The following is a 17,309-nucleotide window of genomic DNA, read 5'->3' on the forward strand; positions in this document are numbered from 1 at the left end:
ACCTTGCTCCTGAAACCTGAGAATTAATGATGCGCCCATTCGATGCTGTTGATGTCCACGCCCTGCTTGAACATCTCCCACAGCGGGGACAGATCGCGCAGACGGCCGATGGATTTACGCACCAGTTGAATGGTGTAGTCGATCTCTTCTTCCGTGGTGAAACGCCCCAGGGAGAAACGGATCGAGCTGTGCGCCAATTCATCGCTCATGCCCAGCGCGCGCAGCACGTAGGACGGCTCGAGGCTGGCGGAGGTACAGGCTGAACCGGAAGAAACGGCCAGGTCTTTCAGCGCCATGATCAGCGACTCGCCTTCAACGTAGTTGAAGCTGACGTTCAGGATGTTCGGTGCGCCGTGCTCCAGATCGCCGTTCAGATACACTTCTTCCATATCTTTCACGCCGTTCCACAGACGATCGCGCAGGGTGCGCAGACGCGCCATCTCTTCGGTCATCTCTTCTTTGGCGATGCGATAAGCTTCGCCCATGCCGACGATCTGGTGGACAGGCAGGGTGCCGGAACGCATGCCGCGCTCGTGACCGCCGCCGTGTACCTGCGCTTCGATGCGGATGCGCGGCTTGCGACGCACGTACAGCGCGCCGATGCCTTTCGGGCCATAGATTTTGTGGCCGGAGAACGACATCAGGTCGACTTTCAGCTTGCTCAGATCGATAGGCAGTTTGCCCACGCTCTGGGTGGCGTCAACGTGGTAGATGATACCGCGCGCACGGCACATTTCGCCGATCGCGTCGATATCCTGCACCACGCCGATTTCGTTGTTGACGTGCATGATGGAGACCAGGATGGTGTCATCGCGCATCGCCGCTTCGAGATCCTGCAGGCTGATGATGCCGTTGCTCTGCGGCGCCAGGTAGGTGACTTCAAACCCTTCGCGCTCCAGCTGACGGCAGGTGTCGAGCACGGCTTTATGTTCGGTTTTGCTGGTGATGATGTGCTTGCCTTTTTTCTGGTAGAAATTGGCAGCGCCTTTGATCGCCAGGTTGTCGGATTCGGTCGCCCCGGAGGTGAAGACGATTTCGCGCGGATCGGCGCCCACCAGTTCGGCGATTTGGTTACGGGCGATGTCTACCGCCTCTTCCGCCTGCCAACCGAAACGGTGGGAACGGGAAGCCGGGTTGCCGAAAGTGCCGTCCAGGGTCAAAAACTGCATCATCTTCTCAGCAACGCGCGGGTCAACCGGCGTCGTTGCTGAGTAATCCAGATAAATCGGTAATTTCATTGCTCTTGTGCTCCGTACATCACTTCCAAAAACTAAAATAATTTCGCCAGCTGCTTATGCGCGCAGATTAACGTTGATAGTTTCTTGCGGACGACCGTTGGCCGTGCGGCGCGTATCGTTGTTTTGACGATCCGCCACCACCAGCACTTCCTGGTTGTTGACCAGTTCAGCCAGCGTAATGTTGTTCAGGAACCCGCTGATGCGCTCGCTCAGATCGCGCCACAGGGCGTGGGTCAAGCAGCGATCGCCGCCCTGACACCCTTCTTTGCCCTGGCAACGGGTTGCATCTACCGATTCATCGACGGCAGTGATGACAGCGCCAACGGCGATCTCACCCGCGTCTTTACCCAGCAGATAACCACCGCCCGGACCGCGCACGCTGGCCACCAGGCCATTCTTGCGCAGACGGGAGAATAATTGTTCCAGATAAGAGAGCGAAATACCCTGGCGTTCGGAAATGTCCGCCAGTGGCACCGGCCCTTCCTGGGAATGCAGCGCTACGTCGAGCATAGCGGTTACGGCATAACGGCCTTTGGATGTCAGTCTCATAGCTCAATGGTTACCTGTTGGTCAAATATGGCCGAAAGTCTGACATTCCTGAGTAAATCAGTCAACTATTTAACCTAGTAATTAACTCAAGTATTAGCACGTTTTGAACTTAGCAAGAACAAAGGTATATAAAATACATGTTATAACCTTTGGATAACTAATACTATTGTCGCCCACCGTTATGCCGCATCAATTAATTACCTTGATGTTTATCCTGTTTCTCGATCGAAGTCAGCATGCCGCGCAGGATATTCAGCTCCTGCCCTTCCGGGCGCGCGCGGGTGAACAGCCGACGCAGGCGGCTCATCACCTGGCCCGGATGGGACGGGCGAATGAAGCCGGTACGCTGCAGCGTCTGCTCCAGGTGCTGATAGAAACGCTCGAGGTCGTCCACCAGCGGATACGGCGTCTCTTCCAGCTGTGGCGCGCCCGCCTGTTGGCGATCGAGGTAAGCCACGCGCACTTCGTACGCCAGGATCTGCACCGCCATCGCCAGGTTCAGCGAGCTGTAGTCCGGGTTGGCCGGAATGGCGACGTGGTAGTGGCACTTCTGCAATTCATCGTTGGTCAGCCCGACGCGTTCACGGCCGAACACCAGCGCCACCGGCGCGTGCTCGCCCTCGTGCACCGCGCGCACGCCGCATTCACGCGGCTCCAACATCGGCCACGGCAGGGTGCGAGAGCGCGCGCTGGTGCCCACCACCAGGCTACAGCCGGCGATGGCGTCATCGAGGGTATCGACGATGGTGGCGTTGCCGATCACGTCGCTGGCGCCGGCGGCCAGGGCGATGGCCTGAGAATCGGGTTTGATCAGCGGATTAACCAGATAAAGGTTGGTTAACCCCATGGTTTTCATGGCTCTGGCGGTCGAGCCCATGTTGCCGGTATGTGAAGTCTCTACCAGAACAATGCGGATATTGTGCAGCATACAAACTCTGAGCGTGGCGGAAAATCGCAGCATCTTAACACAGCCGTAGGCAATTTGCCGAACAGCTGCTATACTTCGCGCCGTTTCCTGTTCTTTAACATCCTAGTTGGAAGATACCCATGCATCCGATGCTGACTATCGCCGTGCGCGCTGCGCGCAAGGCCGGTAACCTGATTGCCAAAAACTACGAAACCCCGGACGCTGTAGAAGCGAGCCAGAAAGGGACCAATGACTTCGTCACCAACGTCGATCGCGATGCAGAGCATCTGATCATCGACGTCATCCGCAAGTCTTATCCGCAACACAGTATCGTGAGCGAAGAACGCGGTGAGCTGATCGGCGAAGATCGCGATGTGCAATGGGTGATCGATCCACTGGATGGCACTGCAAACTTCATCAAACGTTTCCCTCATTTCTCCGTTTCCATCGCCGTACGCATCAAAGGCCGCACTGAAGTGGCCGTGGTTTACGATCCGATGCGTAACGAACTGTTCACCGCCACGCGCGGTCAGGGCGCCCAGCTCAACGGTTACCGTCTGCGCGGCACCAACGCCAAAGATCTGGATGGCACCATCCTGGCGACCGGCTTCCCGTTCAAAGTCAAACAGCACGCAACGCCTTATATCAACATCGTCGGCAAGCTGTTCACCCAGTGCGCGGACTTCCGCCGCACCGGTTCCGCTGCGCTGGATCTGGCCTATGTGGCCGCCGGCCGCGTAGACGGTTTCTTCGAAATCGGCCTGAAGCCGTGGGACTTCGCCGCGGGCGAACTGCTGGTGCGTGAATCCGGCGGCCTGGTCACCGACTTCGTCGGCGGCCACAACCACTTCAGCTCCGGCAACGTGGTCGCAGGCAACCCGCGCGTGGTGAAAGCCATGCTGGCCACCATGCGTGAAGAACTGAGCGAAGCGCTGAAGCGTTAATCGCCAGAAGCTAATCGAAAAAAAGCGCTGCCGATGCAGCGCTTTTTTTATGCCAGTCAGCGGGAGAAGGGGCGGATACCGCCGCCGAATTCCGGCTGCGCGCTGACGTACAGCAACAGCCCGGCGGCCAACAGGATCAGCCCCCCGGCCAGCGCCAACGCCCCCCAGGCCACCGCGCTCCAGGCGGCGGGCGCACGCGAACGGCTGAGGCGCACCGCCAGCCGGCGGCTGTAATGCACCAGCAGCGCCAGCATGGAGATGGTCAACGAGGTGCCGAACGCCATCGCCAGCGCGGAGATCACTCCCCAGCCAAACACGCCGATCACCTTGGAAAACAGCAGCACCAAAATCGCCCCCGAACAGGGACGCATGCCCATCGCCAGCACGATGGCGGTCTGGGTGCGCCAATCGCTTCCTGCCTGCAGCTCGCTGTCGCTCGGCAGATGCCGGTGGCCGCAGCCGCAATCGGCGCTGTGCACATGCTCCGCCGCCAGCGGCGTCAGGCTGTTGATGCGCAGCGCCGGCGCCGGGCGCATCGCCTTGATCGCCGCAAACAGACGTTTCAGCGCGCGCCAACTCAGCAACACGCCAAGCAACATCACCAGAATAAAGCTGCCCTTCTCCAGCCAGAAGCTGCTTTGGTGCAGCTGGCGCGAAGAGAGCTGCAATACCACCAGCATCAGCGTGACCAGCGCGATCGCCACCCCGCCCTGCACCAGCGAAGCGGCAAAGGTCAGCTTCAGGCTGCTTTTCAGCCGCGCCGGGTGAGTGGCCAGATAGGTGGCGATCACCACTTTGCCGTGGCCGGGGCCGAGCGCATGCAAAACGCCATAGCCGAGGCTGAACAGCACCAGCGCCAACCCTGCCTGCTGCGGCGCGGCCTTCACCTGCTGCAACAACCCCGCCATCTGCTGGTGCAGCGCTTTTTGCCATACCACGCTCTGCATCAGCAGCTGCGGCCAATAGTGCCACGCCAGCAGCGCGGCGGCCGCCAGCGCCAGCGTGAACGGCAGCAGCGGCCACAGGCCGAAAGCCCAGTGGCGCCGGTTTATCGTCGGTTGCGAGAGATTCAGCGACATTGCAGCGTCACCCGCTGGGCGAACTGCTGCCCCAGCGCCAGGTCTTCACCGGGCGAGTCGTTCTTGTCGAGCGACAGCGCATAGGCCTGCAGCGACGCATTCGGCTTCGGCGTCATCAGCTTGTAGCTGCACTGCTGCGCCATCTCCGGCGGCAAATGCAGCGCATTTTGGTCTTTATAGGTCATATCCACGAAATAAGTCGGATCGTAAGTAGAAAGCTCGAACGGCTTGCCCGCCAGCGGCTGCGGCTCGGCCAACGGCAGCACGAACTCCAGCACCGCCTGGTTGCCCTGGCGCGACAGGTGATATTCGCTGGGCAAGTTCAGGTATTTCACCGGTTTACCGCCGCGGTAAAGGTCGGTGAAATAGTGCTGCCCCAGCACGTTGGCCATCACTTCCGCCGCCAGCTTTTTCCACACTTCCGAATCGCTCTTGGCGTTTTTCGCATCGTAGAGCAGATCCGCCGAGGTGATTTCATCCATCACCCACACCATTTTCAGGCCGACCAACCGCTGGTCCTTGGCGACGAAGGTAGTGTTCATATCGATAAAGCTGTGCGGATGAGCGATCGCACCGGCGCTGAACACGGCGCCAAAGGCAGCCAAAAGTCGACGTAACTTCATCATTATCCTGCTTTACCTATATTTGTTATAACGTAACACAAATAAATGTCGAACGGCCCGCCTCTGCCGGCGATATTTGTGACGAAAGTTGTAAGCCGAAGTAAAAGCCGCGCGTTAACCCTGCCGGCACAAAGCCTTTTGCTATGCTTAGGCATAATCGCAACCTTTTATGCCGGAAGGTGATATGAGCCTGGACACCTCTCCCGTGCCTGAGCTCTCCGGACAACAACGGCGCTGCCATCTGCTGCTGATGCTGTACACGCTGGAGCCCGAGTTACAGCTGGAGACCCTCAGCCGAATCAATGGCGTCGCCCCCCCGATAACCCGGCAAGATATAGCCGAGGTGGCCAGTGAAATCCAGCGTTTCCACCATCTGGAGATCGCCGTCGATCCCGACCATGGCTACCGATTGAGGGGCAGCGCGCTCAACCAACGCCTGTGCCTGCTCCATTGGCTAAGGCGCACCCTGCGCTGCAGCCCGCGGTTCGTCGAAGACGATTTCGCCCCGCGCCTGCGGCAAGCGCTGGCGGCCGATGCCGAGTCGACATCGCTGTTGGCCCAGGCGCTCGACGCCTGCGAGCCGCTGCTCAATCGTCACTTTGACGCGCGCGACCGCCAATTCCTGCAGCATTATCTGCTCTACTGCGCCTGGCAAAACCGCCTGCAGCAACACCCGCGTTTCGACGCCGTTCAGCGCGACTGGCTGCGGCAAAAACCGGAGCAGCAAGCCGCCGCCTGGCTGCATCAGACCTGCAACCGGCTGTTTAACCAGCCGCCGCACGCGGACGAGCGCGATTTCCTGGCGCTGACCTTCACCCTGTTGAAAAGCCACAGCTACCACAGCAACGACTCGGCGCATGAGCAGCGGTTGATGACGGCGATCGACAGCATGGTCGAGCGATTCCAGCAGCTGTCCGGCATGGCTTTCAGCAGCAAGGCGGAGCTGGTCAGCCAGCTGTTCGCCCATCTGGCGCCGGCGCTGGAGCGCTGCCGTTTCGCCATCGGCATCGACAATATGCTGCTGGAAGAAGTGGTGCGCAAATACCCGCGGCTGATGCGCACCACGCAGGAAGCGTTGAAACCGCTGGAGCAGGAGTACGGCGTGCATTTTTCCAACGAAGAGGCGGGCCTGGTGGCCATCAGCTTCGGCGCCTGGCTGATGCAGGACAACGCGCTGCAGGAAAAACAGGTGCTGCTGCTGACGCTGGATAACCCGCAGTTGGAAGAGGAAGTGGAATATCAGATCCGCGAGCTCACGCTGCTGCCGCTGAACATCAAGTATCTGCCGCTGAGCGACTATCTGTGCGGCGGAGCGCCGCAGGGCGTCACGCTGGTGATCACCCCCTACGCGGCGGTGCACAGCGCTCCGCACCCGCCGCTGATCTATACCGAACTGCCGCTGGAAAACCGCCAGCGCCAGGCCATCCGCGCGCTGCTGGAAGCCCCTTAATCACCGGCTGACGCTGACCGCCGGCGGCCGGATGAACAAGGCCGGCGCCGCGACCGCCGCCATCACCCAGAACACCCCGCCCTGCCAATGTTCGAACAGGAACCCGGCAATGACCGTCATGACGGCGATACCGCCGCCCATCGCCAGCGCCGAATACACCGCCTGCAGTTGGATCACCTCTTGCCCCTGGCGCGCGGCGATAAAGCGCATCGCCGCCAGATGGCACACGGTGAAGGTGCCGCAGTGCAGGATCTGGATCAGCAGCAGCCAACCCAGCTCGGTGCTGTAGGCCATCAGGCTCCAGCGCAACACGCCGCAACAGGCGGAAAGCAGCAGCAGGTTGCGCGCATTCCAGCGGCGGAACAGCACGTTGCTGCTGGCGAAAATAATCACTTCCGCCACCACGCCCAGCGACCACAGATAACCGATGGTCGAGGCCGAATAGCCCGCCTCCTGCCAGTAAATGGAGCCGAAGCTGTAGTAACCGGCGTGCGCGCCCTGCAGCAGCGTGACGCACAACAGGAAGCGCCACACCGGCCCTTCTTTCAACAGCGCCCACAGCGAACGCTCGGCCCCACCGTGCGTGCGCGCTTCGCCCTGCGGCATCACGCTCGGCTTCAGCAGCATGCCCAGCAGCATCGCCAGCACGCTTAGGATCAGGCTGTAGAGAATGGCGTTATGGCCCCACACCGCCACCAGTTGCCCGGTCAGCGCCGAGCCGATGACGAACGCCAGCGAGCCCCACAGCCGCACCCGGCCGTAGTCCATGCGGATTTGCTTTTGCCAGGTGGCGGCCAGCGCGTCGGTCAGCGGCACCAGCGGCGAGAAGAACAGGTTGAACCCCGCTATCACCAGCATCAGCCAGCCCCAGCCGTTGCCGAAGCAGAAGCCAACTGCGAAAGCCAGGGTCAGCAGCGCCAGCAGGCGCAGCGCGGAAACCAGATGAGAGGGATCTTTAACGCGGGGAGCAATCAGTAAACTGCCGAGGAAGCGGGCCACCAAACCGGCGCCGAGCAATATGCCGATGGTTTCGGGCGCGATGCCCTCGCCTTTCAGCCACACGCCCCAGAACGGTAAGAAGATGCCATAGGAAAAGAAGTAGGTGAAATAACTGAGCGCGAGCCAACGCGTGGATTGCAGAACCATGATCCCTCCGGAGTGAGGGCAATACTTTGACAGAGCTCACACCTGCCCGCAATCTTCATTCCACGTCAATGCGTTAGAGTGCCAGACAGCTCACAGTTTGCCGCGAGCGGCCACAAAAAAACCCGCCGCAGCGGGTTTTTTCAGGCAAAAGCGGGATTATGCGTAAACCGGCAGGCGGGCGCAGATATCCAGCACTTTCTTCTTGGTGCGTTCGATGGTGGCTTCATCGTTGATGTTGTCCAGCACATCACAGATCCAACCGGCCAGTTCGCGCACGTCGGCTTCTTTGAAGCCGCGACGGGTCACGGCCGGGGTGCCGATACGCACGCCGGAGGTGACGAACGGGCTCTTCGGATCGTTCGGCACGCTGTTTTTGTTGACGGTGATGTTGGCGCGGCCCAAGGCAGCGTCCGCTTCTTTACCGGTCAGGTTTTTGTCGACCAGATCCAGCAGGAACAGGTGGTTATGGGTGCCGCCGGAGACCACTTTGTAGCCGCGCTGCAGGAACACGTCCACCATCGCCTTGGCGTTGACCGCCACTTGCTGCTGGTAAACCTTGAACTCAGGCTCCATCGCTTCTTTCAGCGCCACCGCCTTGCCGGCGATCACGTGCATCAGCGGGCCGCCCTGGCCGCCAGGGAACACGGCGGAGTTCAGCTTCTTGTACAGCTCTTCGTCGCCGCCCTTCGCCAGGATCAGGCCGCCGCGCGGGCCCGCCAGGGTTTTGTGGGTGGTGGTGGTGACGATGTGCGCGTGCGGTACCGGGTTCGGGTACACGCCGGCGGCGATCAGGCCGGCCACGTGCGCCATGTCGACGAACAGATAAGCGCCGATGCTGTCGGCGATTTCGCGCATTTTGGCCCAGTCAACCACGCCGGAGTAAGCGGAGAAGCCGCCGATGATCATTTTCGGCTTGTGGGTTTGCGCCTGTTTGGCCAGATCGTCATAGTCGATTTGACCTTTGTCGTCGATGCCGTAAGGCACCACGTTATACAGTTTGCCGGACAGGTTAACCGGGGAACCGTGGGTCAGGTGGCCGCCGTGCGCCAGGTTCATGCCCAGAATGGTGTCGCCCGGCTGCAGCAGCGCGGTGTAAACGGCGAAGTTAGCCTGGGAGCCGGAGTGCGGCTGCACGTTGGCGTAATCGGCGCCGAACAATTCTTTGGCGCGGTCGATAGCCAGCTGCTCAACGATATCCACGTATTCGCAGCCGCCGTAGTAACGCTTGCCCGGATAGCCTTCAGCGTATTTGTTGGTCAGCTGGGAACCCTGAGCCTGCATCACGCGCGGGCTGGTGTAGTTCTCAGACGCGATCAGCTCGATGTGCTCTTCCTGACGCACCACTTCCTGCTCCATGGCACGCCACAGTTCCGCATCGTAATCGGCAATGTTCATTTCACGCTTTAACATCCGGCATCTCCTGACTTAAATCAGCTAACTAAAAAATCACCAAATAACTACCCGTTTGGGTTCTGGGCCACAGTGTAAACCGTTTCGCCCTACCGAAGATAGGTCTTGACAGAGGTTTTTACGCAAACGATTGGCATAAGGCGGCGCAAGGCTTTGATCCGCGAAACGCCGCCGTTTATCAACGGACATTTCCTCATGCGAACAATGCGCTTTTTTCATGTTCTGTGAGCGCGATCGACGCCCGAAGAACACCGCAACGAAAACAAGGGTATTTACAAGCGGCGTGCAACCCAATAAGATGCATTTAAAATACATCATTAAGATTCTCGTCAAGAGCCCAACCCAAGGAGCGCTCCCATGCTGGATAGCCAAACCATCGCCACCGTAAAATCCACCATCCCCCTGCTGGCTGCAACCGGGCCGAAGCTGACCGCCCACTTTTACGATCGCATGTTCGCGCACAACCCGGAATTGAAAGACATTTTCAATATGAGCAACCAGCACAACGGCGATCAGCGTCAGGCGTTGTTCGACGCCATCTGCGCCTATGCCGCCAACATCGAGAACCTGGCGGCGCTGCTGCCGGCGGTGGAGCGCATCGCGCAGAAGCACACCAGCTTCAATATCCAGCCGGAACAATACCAAATCGTCGGCGGCCACCTGCTGGCGACGCTGGACGAAATGTTCAGCCCGGGTCAGGAAGTGTTGGACGCCTGGGGCAAAGCCTACGGCGTGCTGGCCAACGTGTTTATCCAGCGTGAAGAGCAGATTTATCAGCAGAGCGAAACCGACAACGGCGGCTGGCGCGATCTGCGCGCATTCCGCATCCTGAAGAAACAGCCGCAGAGCGACGTGATCTGCAGTTTCGTGCTGGCGCCGGTGGACGGCGGCCGGGTGGCGGACTTCAAACCGGGGCAATACCTGGCGGTCTACATCAAGCACGACAGCCTGGAGCATCAGGAAATTCGCCAGTACTCGCTGACCACCTCGCCAAACGGCGAGTTCTACCGCATCGCGGTGAAGCGCGAAGATCAGGGGAAAGTGTCCAACTACCTGCACCAGCAGGCGCAGGAAGGCGACGTGATCGACATCGCCCCGCCGCACGGCGACTTCTTCCTCGACGTGGCGCCGACCACGCCGGTGGCGCTGATCTCCGCCGGCGTCGGCCAAACCCCGATGCTCGGCATGCTCAACAGCCTGCACGACAGCCAACACCAGGCGCAGGTCCACTGGCTGCACGCGGCGGAAAACGGCAGCGTGCATGCCTTTGCCGAGGAAGTGGCGGATATTGCCGGGCGCATGCCGAATCTTAGCCGCCATGTGTGGTACCGCGAGCCGGGCGCCGATGACGTGGAAGGCCGCGACTACCACAGCCGCGGATTGATGGATTTGAGCGCGCTGCAAGGCAGCCTGGCCGATCCGCAGATGCACTATTACTTCTGCGGCCCGGTGGCCTTCATGCAGTTCGTGGGCAAACAGTTGCTGGAGATGGGCGTAGAGGCCGAACGCATCCACTACGAATGCTTCGGCCCGCATAAGGTGCTGTAATGCTTGCGGAGCGCGGCCGTCAGACCGCGCTCCCTCTTCATTTCGCCTGCAGTTGGCGCGCGTCCTGCACCTGCTGCACCGTTACCGGCGCCGCCTGGTTGCCCCAGCTTCCCCGCAGATAGCTCATCAGGTCGGCCGCCTGCCGATCGTTCAACGCCCAGCCGTAAGCCGGCATCCCGAGCGCCATCGCCTGCTGCGTGATCGGGGTATGCGCCCCTTCCAGCACCACCCGCAGCGCGGTCAGCGGATTGTCCGCCGTTACCGTGGCGTTGCCCGCCAGCGCCGGAATGGCAAAATCGGTACCTTCACCTTGATTGCCGTGGCAGGTCGAGCAGTACATCGCATAGGTCGCCTTGCCGCCCGAATTATCCGCCTGCGCAGCAGATGAAGCAGGTTTGGCGGCGGTGTCCGGCGTCAGGCTGCGCAGGTACACCGCGATGGCGTTCAGATCGCCGGCGCTGAGGTACTGCGTACTGTGGGTCACCACCTCGCTCATCGGCCCGGCGACCGCCGCATGGCGGCTGCGGCCGGTTTTCAGCAGCGCCGTCACCTCTTCCGGCGGCAGGCCGCGCAGGTTGGAAGCGTACCAGCCGTCCAGCTCGGCGCCGCTCAGGAACACCGGTTCCTTACCGTCCAGCCCCTTCTCCTGCATCGCCCAACCGCGCGGCGTATGGCAGCTGCCGCAGTGGCCCGCGCCCTGCACCAGGTAGGCGCCGCGATTCCACTCGGCGCTTTGCTGTGGATCGGCCTGATACGGCTGGTCGTCGTGGAACAGCTTATTCCACACCGCCAGCGGCCAACGCATCGACAGCGGCCAGCTGATGTCGCTGGCGCGGTTGGCGACGTTCTGCGCCGGCACCTCGTTCATCAGATAGTCATACAGCGCGCGCATGTCTTCCGCGCTCATTTTGGCGTACGAGGTGTACGGCATCGCCGGATAAAGCCGGTGACCGTCTTTGGCGATCCCCTGACGCATGGCGCGATCGAACTCTTCGAACGAGTAAGCGCCGATGCCGTGCAGCTTGTCCGGCGTGATGTTGGTGGCGTAGATAGCCCCGAGCGGCGTCGGGAACTTCATGCCGCCCGCCAATTCGGCGCCGCCCGGCGCGGTATGGCAGGCGGTGCAGTCACCGGCTTTGGCGACGTATTCCCCGGCCGACATCGCCTGGGCCGAGCCGCCGGCGGCCAGCAGGCTCAACAGGTACAGCGAGCGCAGACTCATGCTCCCTCCTTGGCGGCAACCTTGCCGTAGGCCAGTTCGTTAACCGCGCGCCACGCCTGATCGATCGCCGAGTTGGCGTACGGGCTCCAGTCGGCATCGGAGTTGGCAATAGCGATCTTGCCGATCGGCTGCCGCGCCGTTTCGATGATTTTCTTGGCTTCGTCTTCGTCGTCAAACAGCCCGTTGAGGAAGTAGGAGTAACCGTGCGACCAGCGGTTGACGGTGATCGCCTGAATGTCGCGCTGATGATCGAAGCCGGCCTCGCCCAGCATGCCCTGCAGCTGTTCGCGGATCATCTGTTCGTGCACTTCGAACGGCGTGCCCAGCAGCAGCGCGCGCCCTTTACGCGACTGTTCGCGCGTGCTGAGGCCGCTGCCCGGCAGCGTCGGCACATACACCATATGCAGGCCGATCGGCCGATCCGGATCGCGCGGGTGCTGATAGCCGCCCATGCTCACCGGATAGTCCAGCTTCACGCGGCTGTACGGCGCGGCCGGCGAATAAACCTCGTGCACGCCCAGCTTGATGAACGGCTGCCAGTTGCGGATCACCACCTTGCTGTACACCAGCGGCGCCTTGACGTTCTGTTTCAGCGCCTCCTGCTGCTCGTGCGACATCTCCGGCACCAGATACGGGATCATCATGTTGTAGCCGGCCATCACCACCTGCCCGGCGCGCACTTTGGTCATCTTCTCGCCGGTCATGTAGGTGACTTCCACCTTGTCGCCGACGTTGGCCGCGTGCAGACCTGTGCTGTTCAAACGCAGCTTCACCGGCGATTCCGGCCGATCGAGCTGGCTGTAGTCGAATTTGGCCAGCACCACGTCGTTCATGTCCTTGCCGGCCGGCGCCACCGCCGGGATCAGCTGGCGCACCATCAGGCGCGCCAGCGTGGCGTTGCCGTCCGGGAAGTGGAACACGTAAGGATCGTCGAGATCCGCCTGCGACTCTTCGTCCAGCGGCGGCAGATTCATGCCGTCAAGGCCCGGCAGATCGCAGATGCGCGCATCGCTGCACGAGGTGCCGTCGATGCCCACCGCCTGGAAGTCGTTGGTGGTCTGCTGGAAATAGCGGATCGCCAGTTCGCTCAGGCCCACTTTTTCACGCAGGAACTGGGTATAGCTGTGGGTATCGAGCCACTCGACCTTCTGCTCCTGCGTCATCTCCGGCAGATAATCCTTCTCCACCGTGTGCAGCGCAATCAGCGCCTGGCGATCGCTTTCCGGCAGCGGGAAATCGCCGATGAACGCTTCATAAGAACGGCCGTTGAGGCGATCGCGCGGAATGTCGTCCGCCACCGTGCGCCCCGGATCGCCGCTCACCACCTTGTCGACGCCGAAGTTCTTGCGATCGAAGTAAACGCCGCGGCTCAAATTCAAATCCGGGTAGAAGGTGGTGTCGAAAGCCTGTTCCAGTTGGTCGATATCGACGCCGAGCTTGCGCAGCAGCCCCATCGCCACCGGGCTGAAGTTGGAGCGCGGCGACTGCAGCGATTCGCTGCCGCCGTAGCCGAGCAGCATGCCGTCGTCGCTGTTGAACTCGTTGCGCTTGGCGTGGCCGCCGAAGTCGTCGTGATTGTCGATCAAAAGAATGCGCTGCCGCTCGCCTTTCAGCTGCTGCCAGAAACAGGCGGCCGCCAGCCCGCTGATGCCGGCGCCGACCACCACCAGATCGAACTCTTCAACGGCGGGCACGCTGCCGAAATCAAAGGTTTTGCCGTCGCGCCCCAGCTGGTGCGCATGCTCGAACGAGCCCGGATGGTTGCCCCGCAACCCGGTCAGCGCCGGCGGATAGTACAGGGTTTGATTGGCGGTTTGCGGCGACGCGCGCAAGATTTGCAGCGGCGTCAACCCGGCGGCGATGGTGATCGCCACCCCGTTGAGAAAATCGCGTCTGGTGATACCCATATAGGCTTCCTTTCAATTTTTATTATCATCAGCCGGCCGGAGCCGGCTCGAAGGCCGCGCTATTGTGCGGATAATTACTGTAAAATCAATGTTTGAACATCACATGACGAATGGCCGTATAATCCTCCAGCCCATACATCGACATATCCTTGCCGTAGCCGGACAATTTCTGGCCGCCGTGCGGCATTTCGCTCACCAGCATGAAGTGGGTGTTCACCCAGGTGCAGCCGTATTGCAGGCGGGCGCTTAAGCGATGCGCGCGGCCCACGTCGCGGGTCCACACGGACGACGCCAGCCCGTAATTGGATTCGTTCGCCCAGGCCAGCACCTGCTCTTCGTCGTCGAACGGCGTCACCGTCACCACCGGGCCGAACACTTCGCGCTGCACGATCTCATCGTCCTGGCGCGCGCCGGCCAACAGCGTCGGCTGGAAGTAGTAGCCCGGCCCTTTCACCTTCTCGCCGCCGGTCACCACCTGCACGTGCGGCAACGCTTTGGCTCGCTCGACAAAACCGGCCACCCGCTCCAGATGCTGGGCGGTAATCAACGGCCCCAGCTCGGTGGTCTCGTCGTCCGGCGCGCCGATCTTCAGGCTGGCCACCGCCTCGCCCAGCCGCTTGACCAGCTCGGGATAAATGCTTTTCTGCGCGTAGATGCGGCACGCGGCGGTGCAATCCTGCCCGGCGTTGTAGAAGCCGAAACCGCGAATGCCGTCGACCACCTGCTGCAGATCGGCATCGTCGAACACCAGCACCGGCGCCTTGCCGCCCAGCTCCATATGGGTGCGCTTAATGCCGGCGGCGGTATGGGCGATGATGTGCTCGCCGGTGGCGATCGACCCGGTCAGTGACACCATGCGCACCTTGTCATGACCGGTCAGCCGATCGCCCACGCCGGCGCCGCGCCCGAACAGCACGTTGAGCACGCCCGGCGGGAACAGCCCGGCGGCCAGTTCGGCCAGTTTGAAAGTGGTCAGCGGCGTCTGCTCAGAAGGCTTGATCACCACGCAGTTGCCCGCCGCCAGCGCCGGCGCCAGCTTCCAGGCCGCCATCATCAGCGGGTAGTTCCACGGCGCGATCGAGGCCACCACGCCGAGCGGATCGCGGCGGATCATCGAGGTGTGCCCGGCCAGATACTCACCGGCCGCCATGCCGGTCAGGCAGCGGCTGGCGCCGGCGAAGAAGCGAAACACGTCGGCCACCGCCGGCAGCTCGTCGTTCAGCACGCAGTGATAAGGCTTGCCGCAGTTGAGCGACTCCAGCCTGGCGAAGGTCTCGGCATGCTCGTCGATCAGATCCGCCAGCTTGAGCAGGTGCTCGGCGCGCTCCTTCGGCGTGGTTTGCCCCCAGGCGGCGAACGCGGCGTCCGCCGCCAGCACTGCGCGATCGACCTGCTCCGGGCTGGCCTCCGCCACCTGCGCGATCACTTCGCCGGTCGCCGGGTTATACACCGGCTGGGTAGCGCCCTGGCCATTCACCAGTTGGCCGTCAATCAACAGTTGGCTTTGCATAGGGTTATCCTTTTATCAGAGGTCGGGTAAGGAAATTATTTGCCGCTGCCGGCGACGCTTTCCCCACCTTTGGTCAGGTAGTAAGCGCCGAGGATCGGCAGCATGGTCAACAGCATCACCGACAGCGCCACCACGTTGGTGATTGGCACGTCGCGCGGGCGACCGAGCTGGTTCAGCAGCCACAGCGGCAGCGTGCGCTCGTGGCCGGCGGTAAAGGTGGTCACGATGATTTCGTCGAACGACAGCGCAAACGCCAGCATGCCGCCGGCCAGCAGCGCCGAGCCGAGGTTCGGCAAGATCACGTAACGGAAGGTTTGCCAGCCGTCGGCGCCGAGATCCATCGACGCTTCGATCAGGCTGTACGAGGTGCGGCGGAACCGGGCGATGACGTTGTTGAACACGATCACCACGCAGAACGTCGCATGGCCGACGACGATGGTCAGGATGCCGGGCTCGATGTTCAGCGCCTTGAACGCCGCCAGCAGCGCCAGGCCGGTGACGATCCCCGGCAGCGCAATCGGCAGCAGCAACAGCAGCGAAATGCTGTCCTTGCCGAAGAAATCGCGCCGATACAGCGCCGCCGCCGCCAGGGTGCCGAGCACCAGCGCGATGGCGGTCGCCAGGCAGGCGATCTGCGCCGACAGCAGCACCGCATCGATAATGTCCTGCCGCCCGGCGGCGACGTTGAACCAGTGCAGCGTGAAGCCCTTCGGCGGGAAGCTGAAGGCCGCGTCTTCGGTGTTGAAGGCGTAGATGGCGATGATCGCCAACGGGAAATGCAGGAAGACCAGTCCGCCCCAGGCGGCCAGCTTCAGCCCTAAGGGCGCGCGTTCAGAGTGCATCGAAAGCCCCCAGACGTTTGACGATGGAAAGGTAGATGGCGATCAGGACGATCGGCACCAGCGTAAAGGCCGCGGCCATCGGCATATTGCCGATCGCGCCCTGCTGGGCGTACACCATGCTGCCGATGAAATAGCCCGGCGGCCCCACCAGCTGCGGCACGATAAAGTCGCCCAGCGTCAGCGAGAAAGTGAAGATCGACCCGGCGGCGATGCCCGGCACCGCCAGCGGCAAAATGACGTGACGGAAGGTCTGCGCCGGCCGGGCGCCCAGATCCGCCGAAGCGTGCAGCAGCGAGGGCGGCAGGCGCTCCAGCGCCGCCTGGATCGGCAGGATCATGAACGGCAGCCAGATATAGACGAACACCAGAAAACGCCCCAGCCCCGAGGTCGACAGCGTGTTGCCGCCGACGCCGGGCACCGTCAGCAGCGAAGCCAACAGCGGCTCCAGCCCCATGTGCTGCAGGAACCACTGCGCCACGCCGTCTTTCGCCAGCAGCAAAGTCCAGGCATAGGCTTTGACGATATAGCTGGCCCACATCGGCATCATCACGGCGATGTAAAAGAACGCCTTGACGCGGCCGCTGGTGTAACGCGCCATGTAATAGGCGATGGGGAACGCCAGCGCCGCGCTGGCCAGCGACACCAGCACCGCCATGGTCAGCGTGCGCAGGATGATGTCGTAGTTGGCCGGGTTGAACAGCGCCGCGAGGTTGGCGAAGGTCAGATCCGGCGTCACCGCCATGGTGAAATCGTCGAAGGTGTAAAATCCTTGCCACAGCAGCGTCAGCAGCGAACCGAGGTACACCGCGCCGAACCACAGCAGCGGCGGCACCAGCAGTAACAGCAGATACAGCGTCGGCCGGCGATAGAGCCAGGTCGACAGCGCGCGCACGGTACCGCCGCGCGCCGGGGGGGAATCGATGCTCATGTCCAT

General features: G+C 61.7%; 15 protein-coding genes. 3 read left to right on the forward strand and 12 right to left on the reverse strand.

Going from position 1 to position 17,309, the window contains the following annotated elements; genetic code table 11:
• Positions 1-23: 23 nt before the first annotated feature.
• The 3 genes from iscS to trmJ form a co-directional block, all read right to left on the reverse strand.
• Positions 24-1,238, reverse strand: a complete 1,215-nt coding sequence (gene iscS, locus J9788_RS18990; RefSeq protein WP_046897756.1) for a cysteine desulfurase — start codon at positions 1,236-1,238, stop codon at positions 24-26.
• A gap of 54 nt (positions 1,239-1,292) precedes the next feature.
• Positions 1,293-1,787 carry a Fe-S cluster assembly transcriptional regulator IscR gene (iscR, locus tag J9788_RS18995; RefSeq protein ID WP_004941404.1) on the reverse strand — a complete coding sequence of 165 codons (495 nt, stop codon included), beginning with the start codon at positions 1,785-1,787 and terminating at the stop codon, positions 1,293-1,295.
• A 193-nt stretch (positions 1,788-1,980) separates the two neighbouring features.
• The gene (gene trmJ, locus J9788_RS19000; RefSeq protein ID WP_025303916.1) at positions 1,981-2,715 is read right to left on the reverse strand and encodes a tRNA (cytosine(32)/uridine(32)-2'-O)-methyltransferase TrmJ; all 735 of its coding nucleotides are present in this window, start codon (positions 2,713-2,715) and stop codon (positions 1,981-1,983) included.
• Between the two features lie 119 nt (positions 2,716-2,834).
• On the opposite strand from trmJ, the gene suhB reads away from it, so the two are divergent.
• Complete coding sequence (gene suhB, locus J9788_RS19005) at positions 2,835-3,638, forward strand: inositol-1-monophosphatase (protein ID WP_033644096.1); 804 nt, start codon at positions 2,835-2,837, stop codon at positions 3,636-3,638.
• A gap of 56 nt (positions 3,639-3,694) precedes the next feature.
• On the opposite strand, the gene J9788_RS19010 is transcribed toward suhB, so the two are convergent.
• Positions 3,695-4,717, reverse strand: coding sequence for a nickel/cobalt transporter (locus J9788_RS19010; protein WP_046897757.1), 1,023 nt, complete (start codon positions 4,715-4,717; stop codon positions 3,695-3,697).
• Positions 4,708-5,343, reverse strand: a complete 636-nt coding sequence (locus J9788_RS19015) for a DUF1007 family protein (RefSeq protein WP_060560065.1) — start codon at positions 5,341-5,343, stop codon at positions 4,708-4,710. The genes J9788_RS19010 and J9788_RS19015 overlap by 10 nt, the downstream gene beginning before the upstream one ends.
• A 181-nt stretch (positions 5,344-5,524) precedes the next feature.
• Between J9788_RS19015 and csiE the strand changes: the two genes are divergently transcribed.
• Entirely contained in the window at positions 5,525-6,790 is a 1,266-nt protein-coding gene (gene csiE, locus J9788_RS19020; RefSeq protein ID WP_182265536.1) for a stationary phase inducible protein CsiE, read from the forward strand.
• Here csiE and J9788_RS19025 read toward each other — a convergent pair whose 3' ends face one another.
• Together J9788_RS19025 and glyA are read right to left on the reverse strand one after the other, a co-directional pair.
• The gene (locus tag J9788_RS19025) at positions 6,791-7,936 is read right to left on the reverse strand and encodes a 3-phenylpropionate MFS transporter (RefSeq protein WP_094141992.1); all 1,146 of its coding nucleotides are present in this window, start codon (positions 7,934-7,936) and stop codon (positions 6,791-6,793) included.
• 156 nt (positions 7,937-8,092) lie between these two features.
• Positions 8,093-9,346 (reverse strand): serine hydroxymethyltransferase, encoded by a 1,254-nt coding sequence (gene glyA / locus J9788_RS19030; protein ID WP_025303922.1) that lies wholly within the window; start codon positions 9,344-9,346, stop codon positions 8,093-8,095.
• A gap of 357 nt (positions 9,347-9,703) precedes the next feature.
• Here glyA and hmpA point away from each other — a divergent pair, with 357 nt between their 5' ends.
• A complete protein-coding gene (gene hmpA / locus J9788_RS19035) occupies positions 9,704-10,894 on the forward strand; it encodes an NO-inducible flavohemoprotein (protein ID WP_182265537.1) in 1,191 nt (396 codons plus the stop codon).
• 37 nt (positions 10,895-10,931) lie between these two features.
• Here hmpA and J9788_RS19040 read toward each other — a convergent pair whose 3' ends face one another.
• The 5 genes from J9788_RS19040 to J9788_RS19060 form a co-directional block, all read right to left on the reverse strand.
• A complete protein-coding gene (locus J9788_RS19040) occupies positions 10,932-12,116 on the reverse strand; it encodes a cytochrome c (RefSeq protein WP_182265538.1) in 1,185 nt (394 codons plus the stop codon).
• On the reverse strand, positions 12,113-14,023 hold the full coding sequence (locus J9788_RS19045) for an FAD/NAD(P)-binding protein (protein WP_182265539.1): 1,911 nt from the start codon (positions 14,021-14,023) through the stop codon (positions 12,113-12,115). Before J9788_RS19045 ends, J9788_RS19040 begins: the two co-directional genes overlap by 4 nt.
• Positions 14,024-14,108: 85 nt before the next feature.
• Positions 14,109-15,533, reverse strand: coding sequence for an aminobutyraldehyde dehydrogenase (gene patD, locus J9788_RS19050; protein ID WP_046687663.1), 1,425 nt, complete (start codon positions 15,531-15,533; stop codon positions 14,109-14,111).
• 35 nt (positions 15,534-15,568) lie between these two features.
• Positions 15,569-16,375, reverse strand: a complete 807-nt coding sequence (locus J9788_RS19055; RefSeq protein ID WP_016929774.1) for an ABC transporter permease — start codon at positions 16,373-16,375, stop codon at positions 15,569-15,571.
• Positions 16,365-17,309, reverse strand: coding sequence for an ABC transporter permease (locus tag J9788_RS19060; RefSeq protein ID WP_182265540.1), 945 nt, complete (start codon positions 17,307-17,309; stop codon positions 16,365-16,367). Before J9788_RS19060 ends, J9788_RS19055 begins: the two co-directional genes overlap by 11 nt.

The organism is Serratia sp. X10 (assembly GCF_017811775.1).
GTDB classification, from domain to species: Bacteria; Pseudomonadota; Gammaproteobacteria; order Enterobacterales; family Enterobacteriaceae; genus Serratia; species Serratia ureilytica.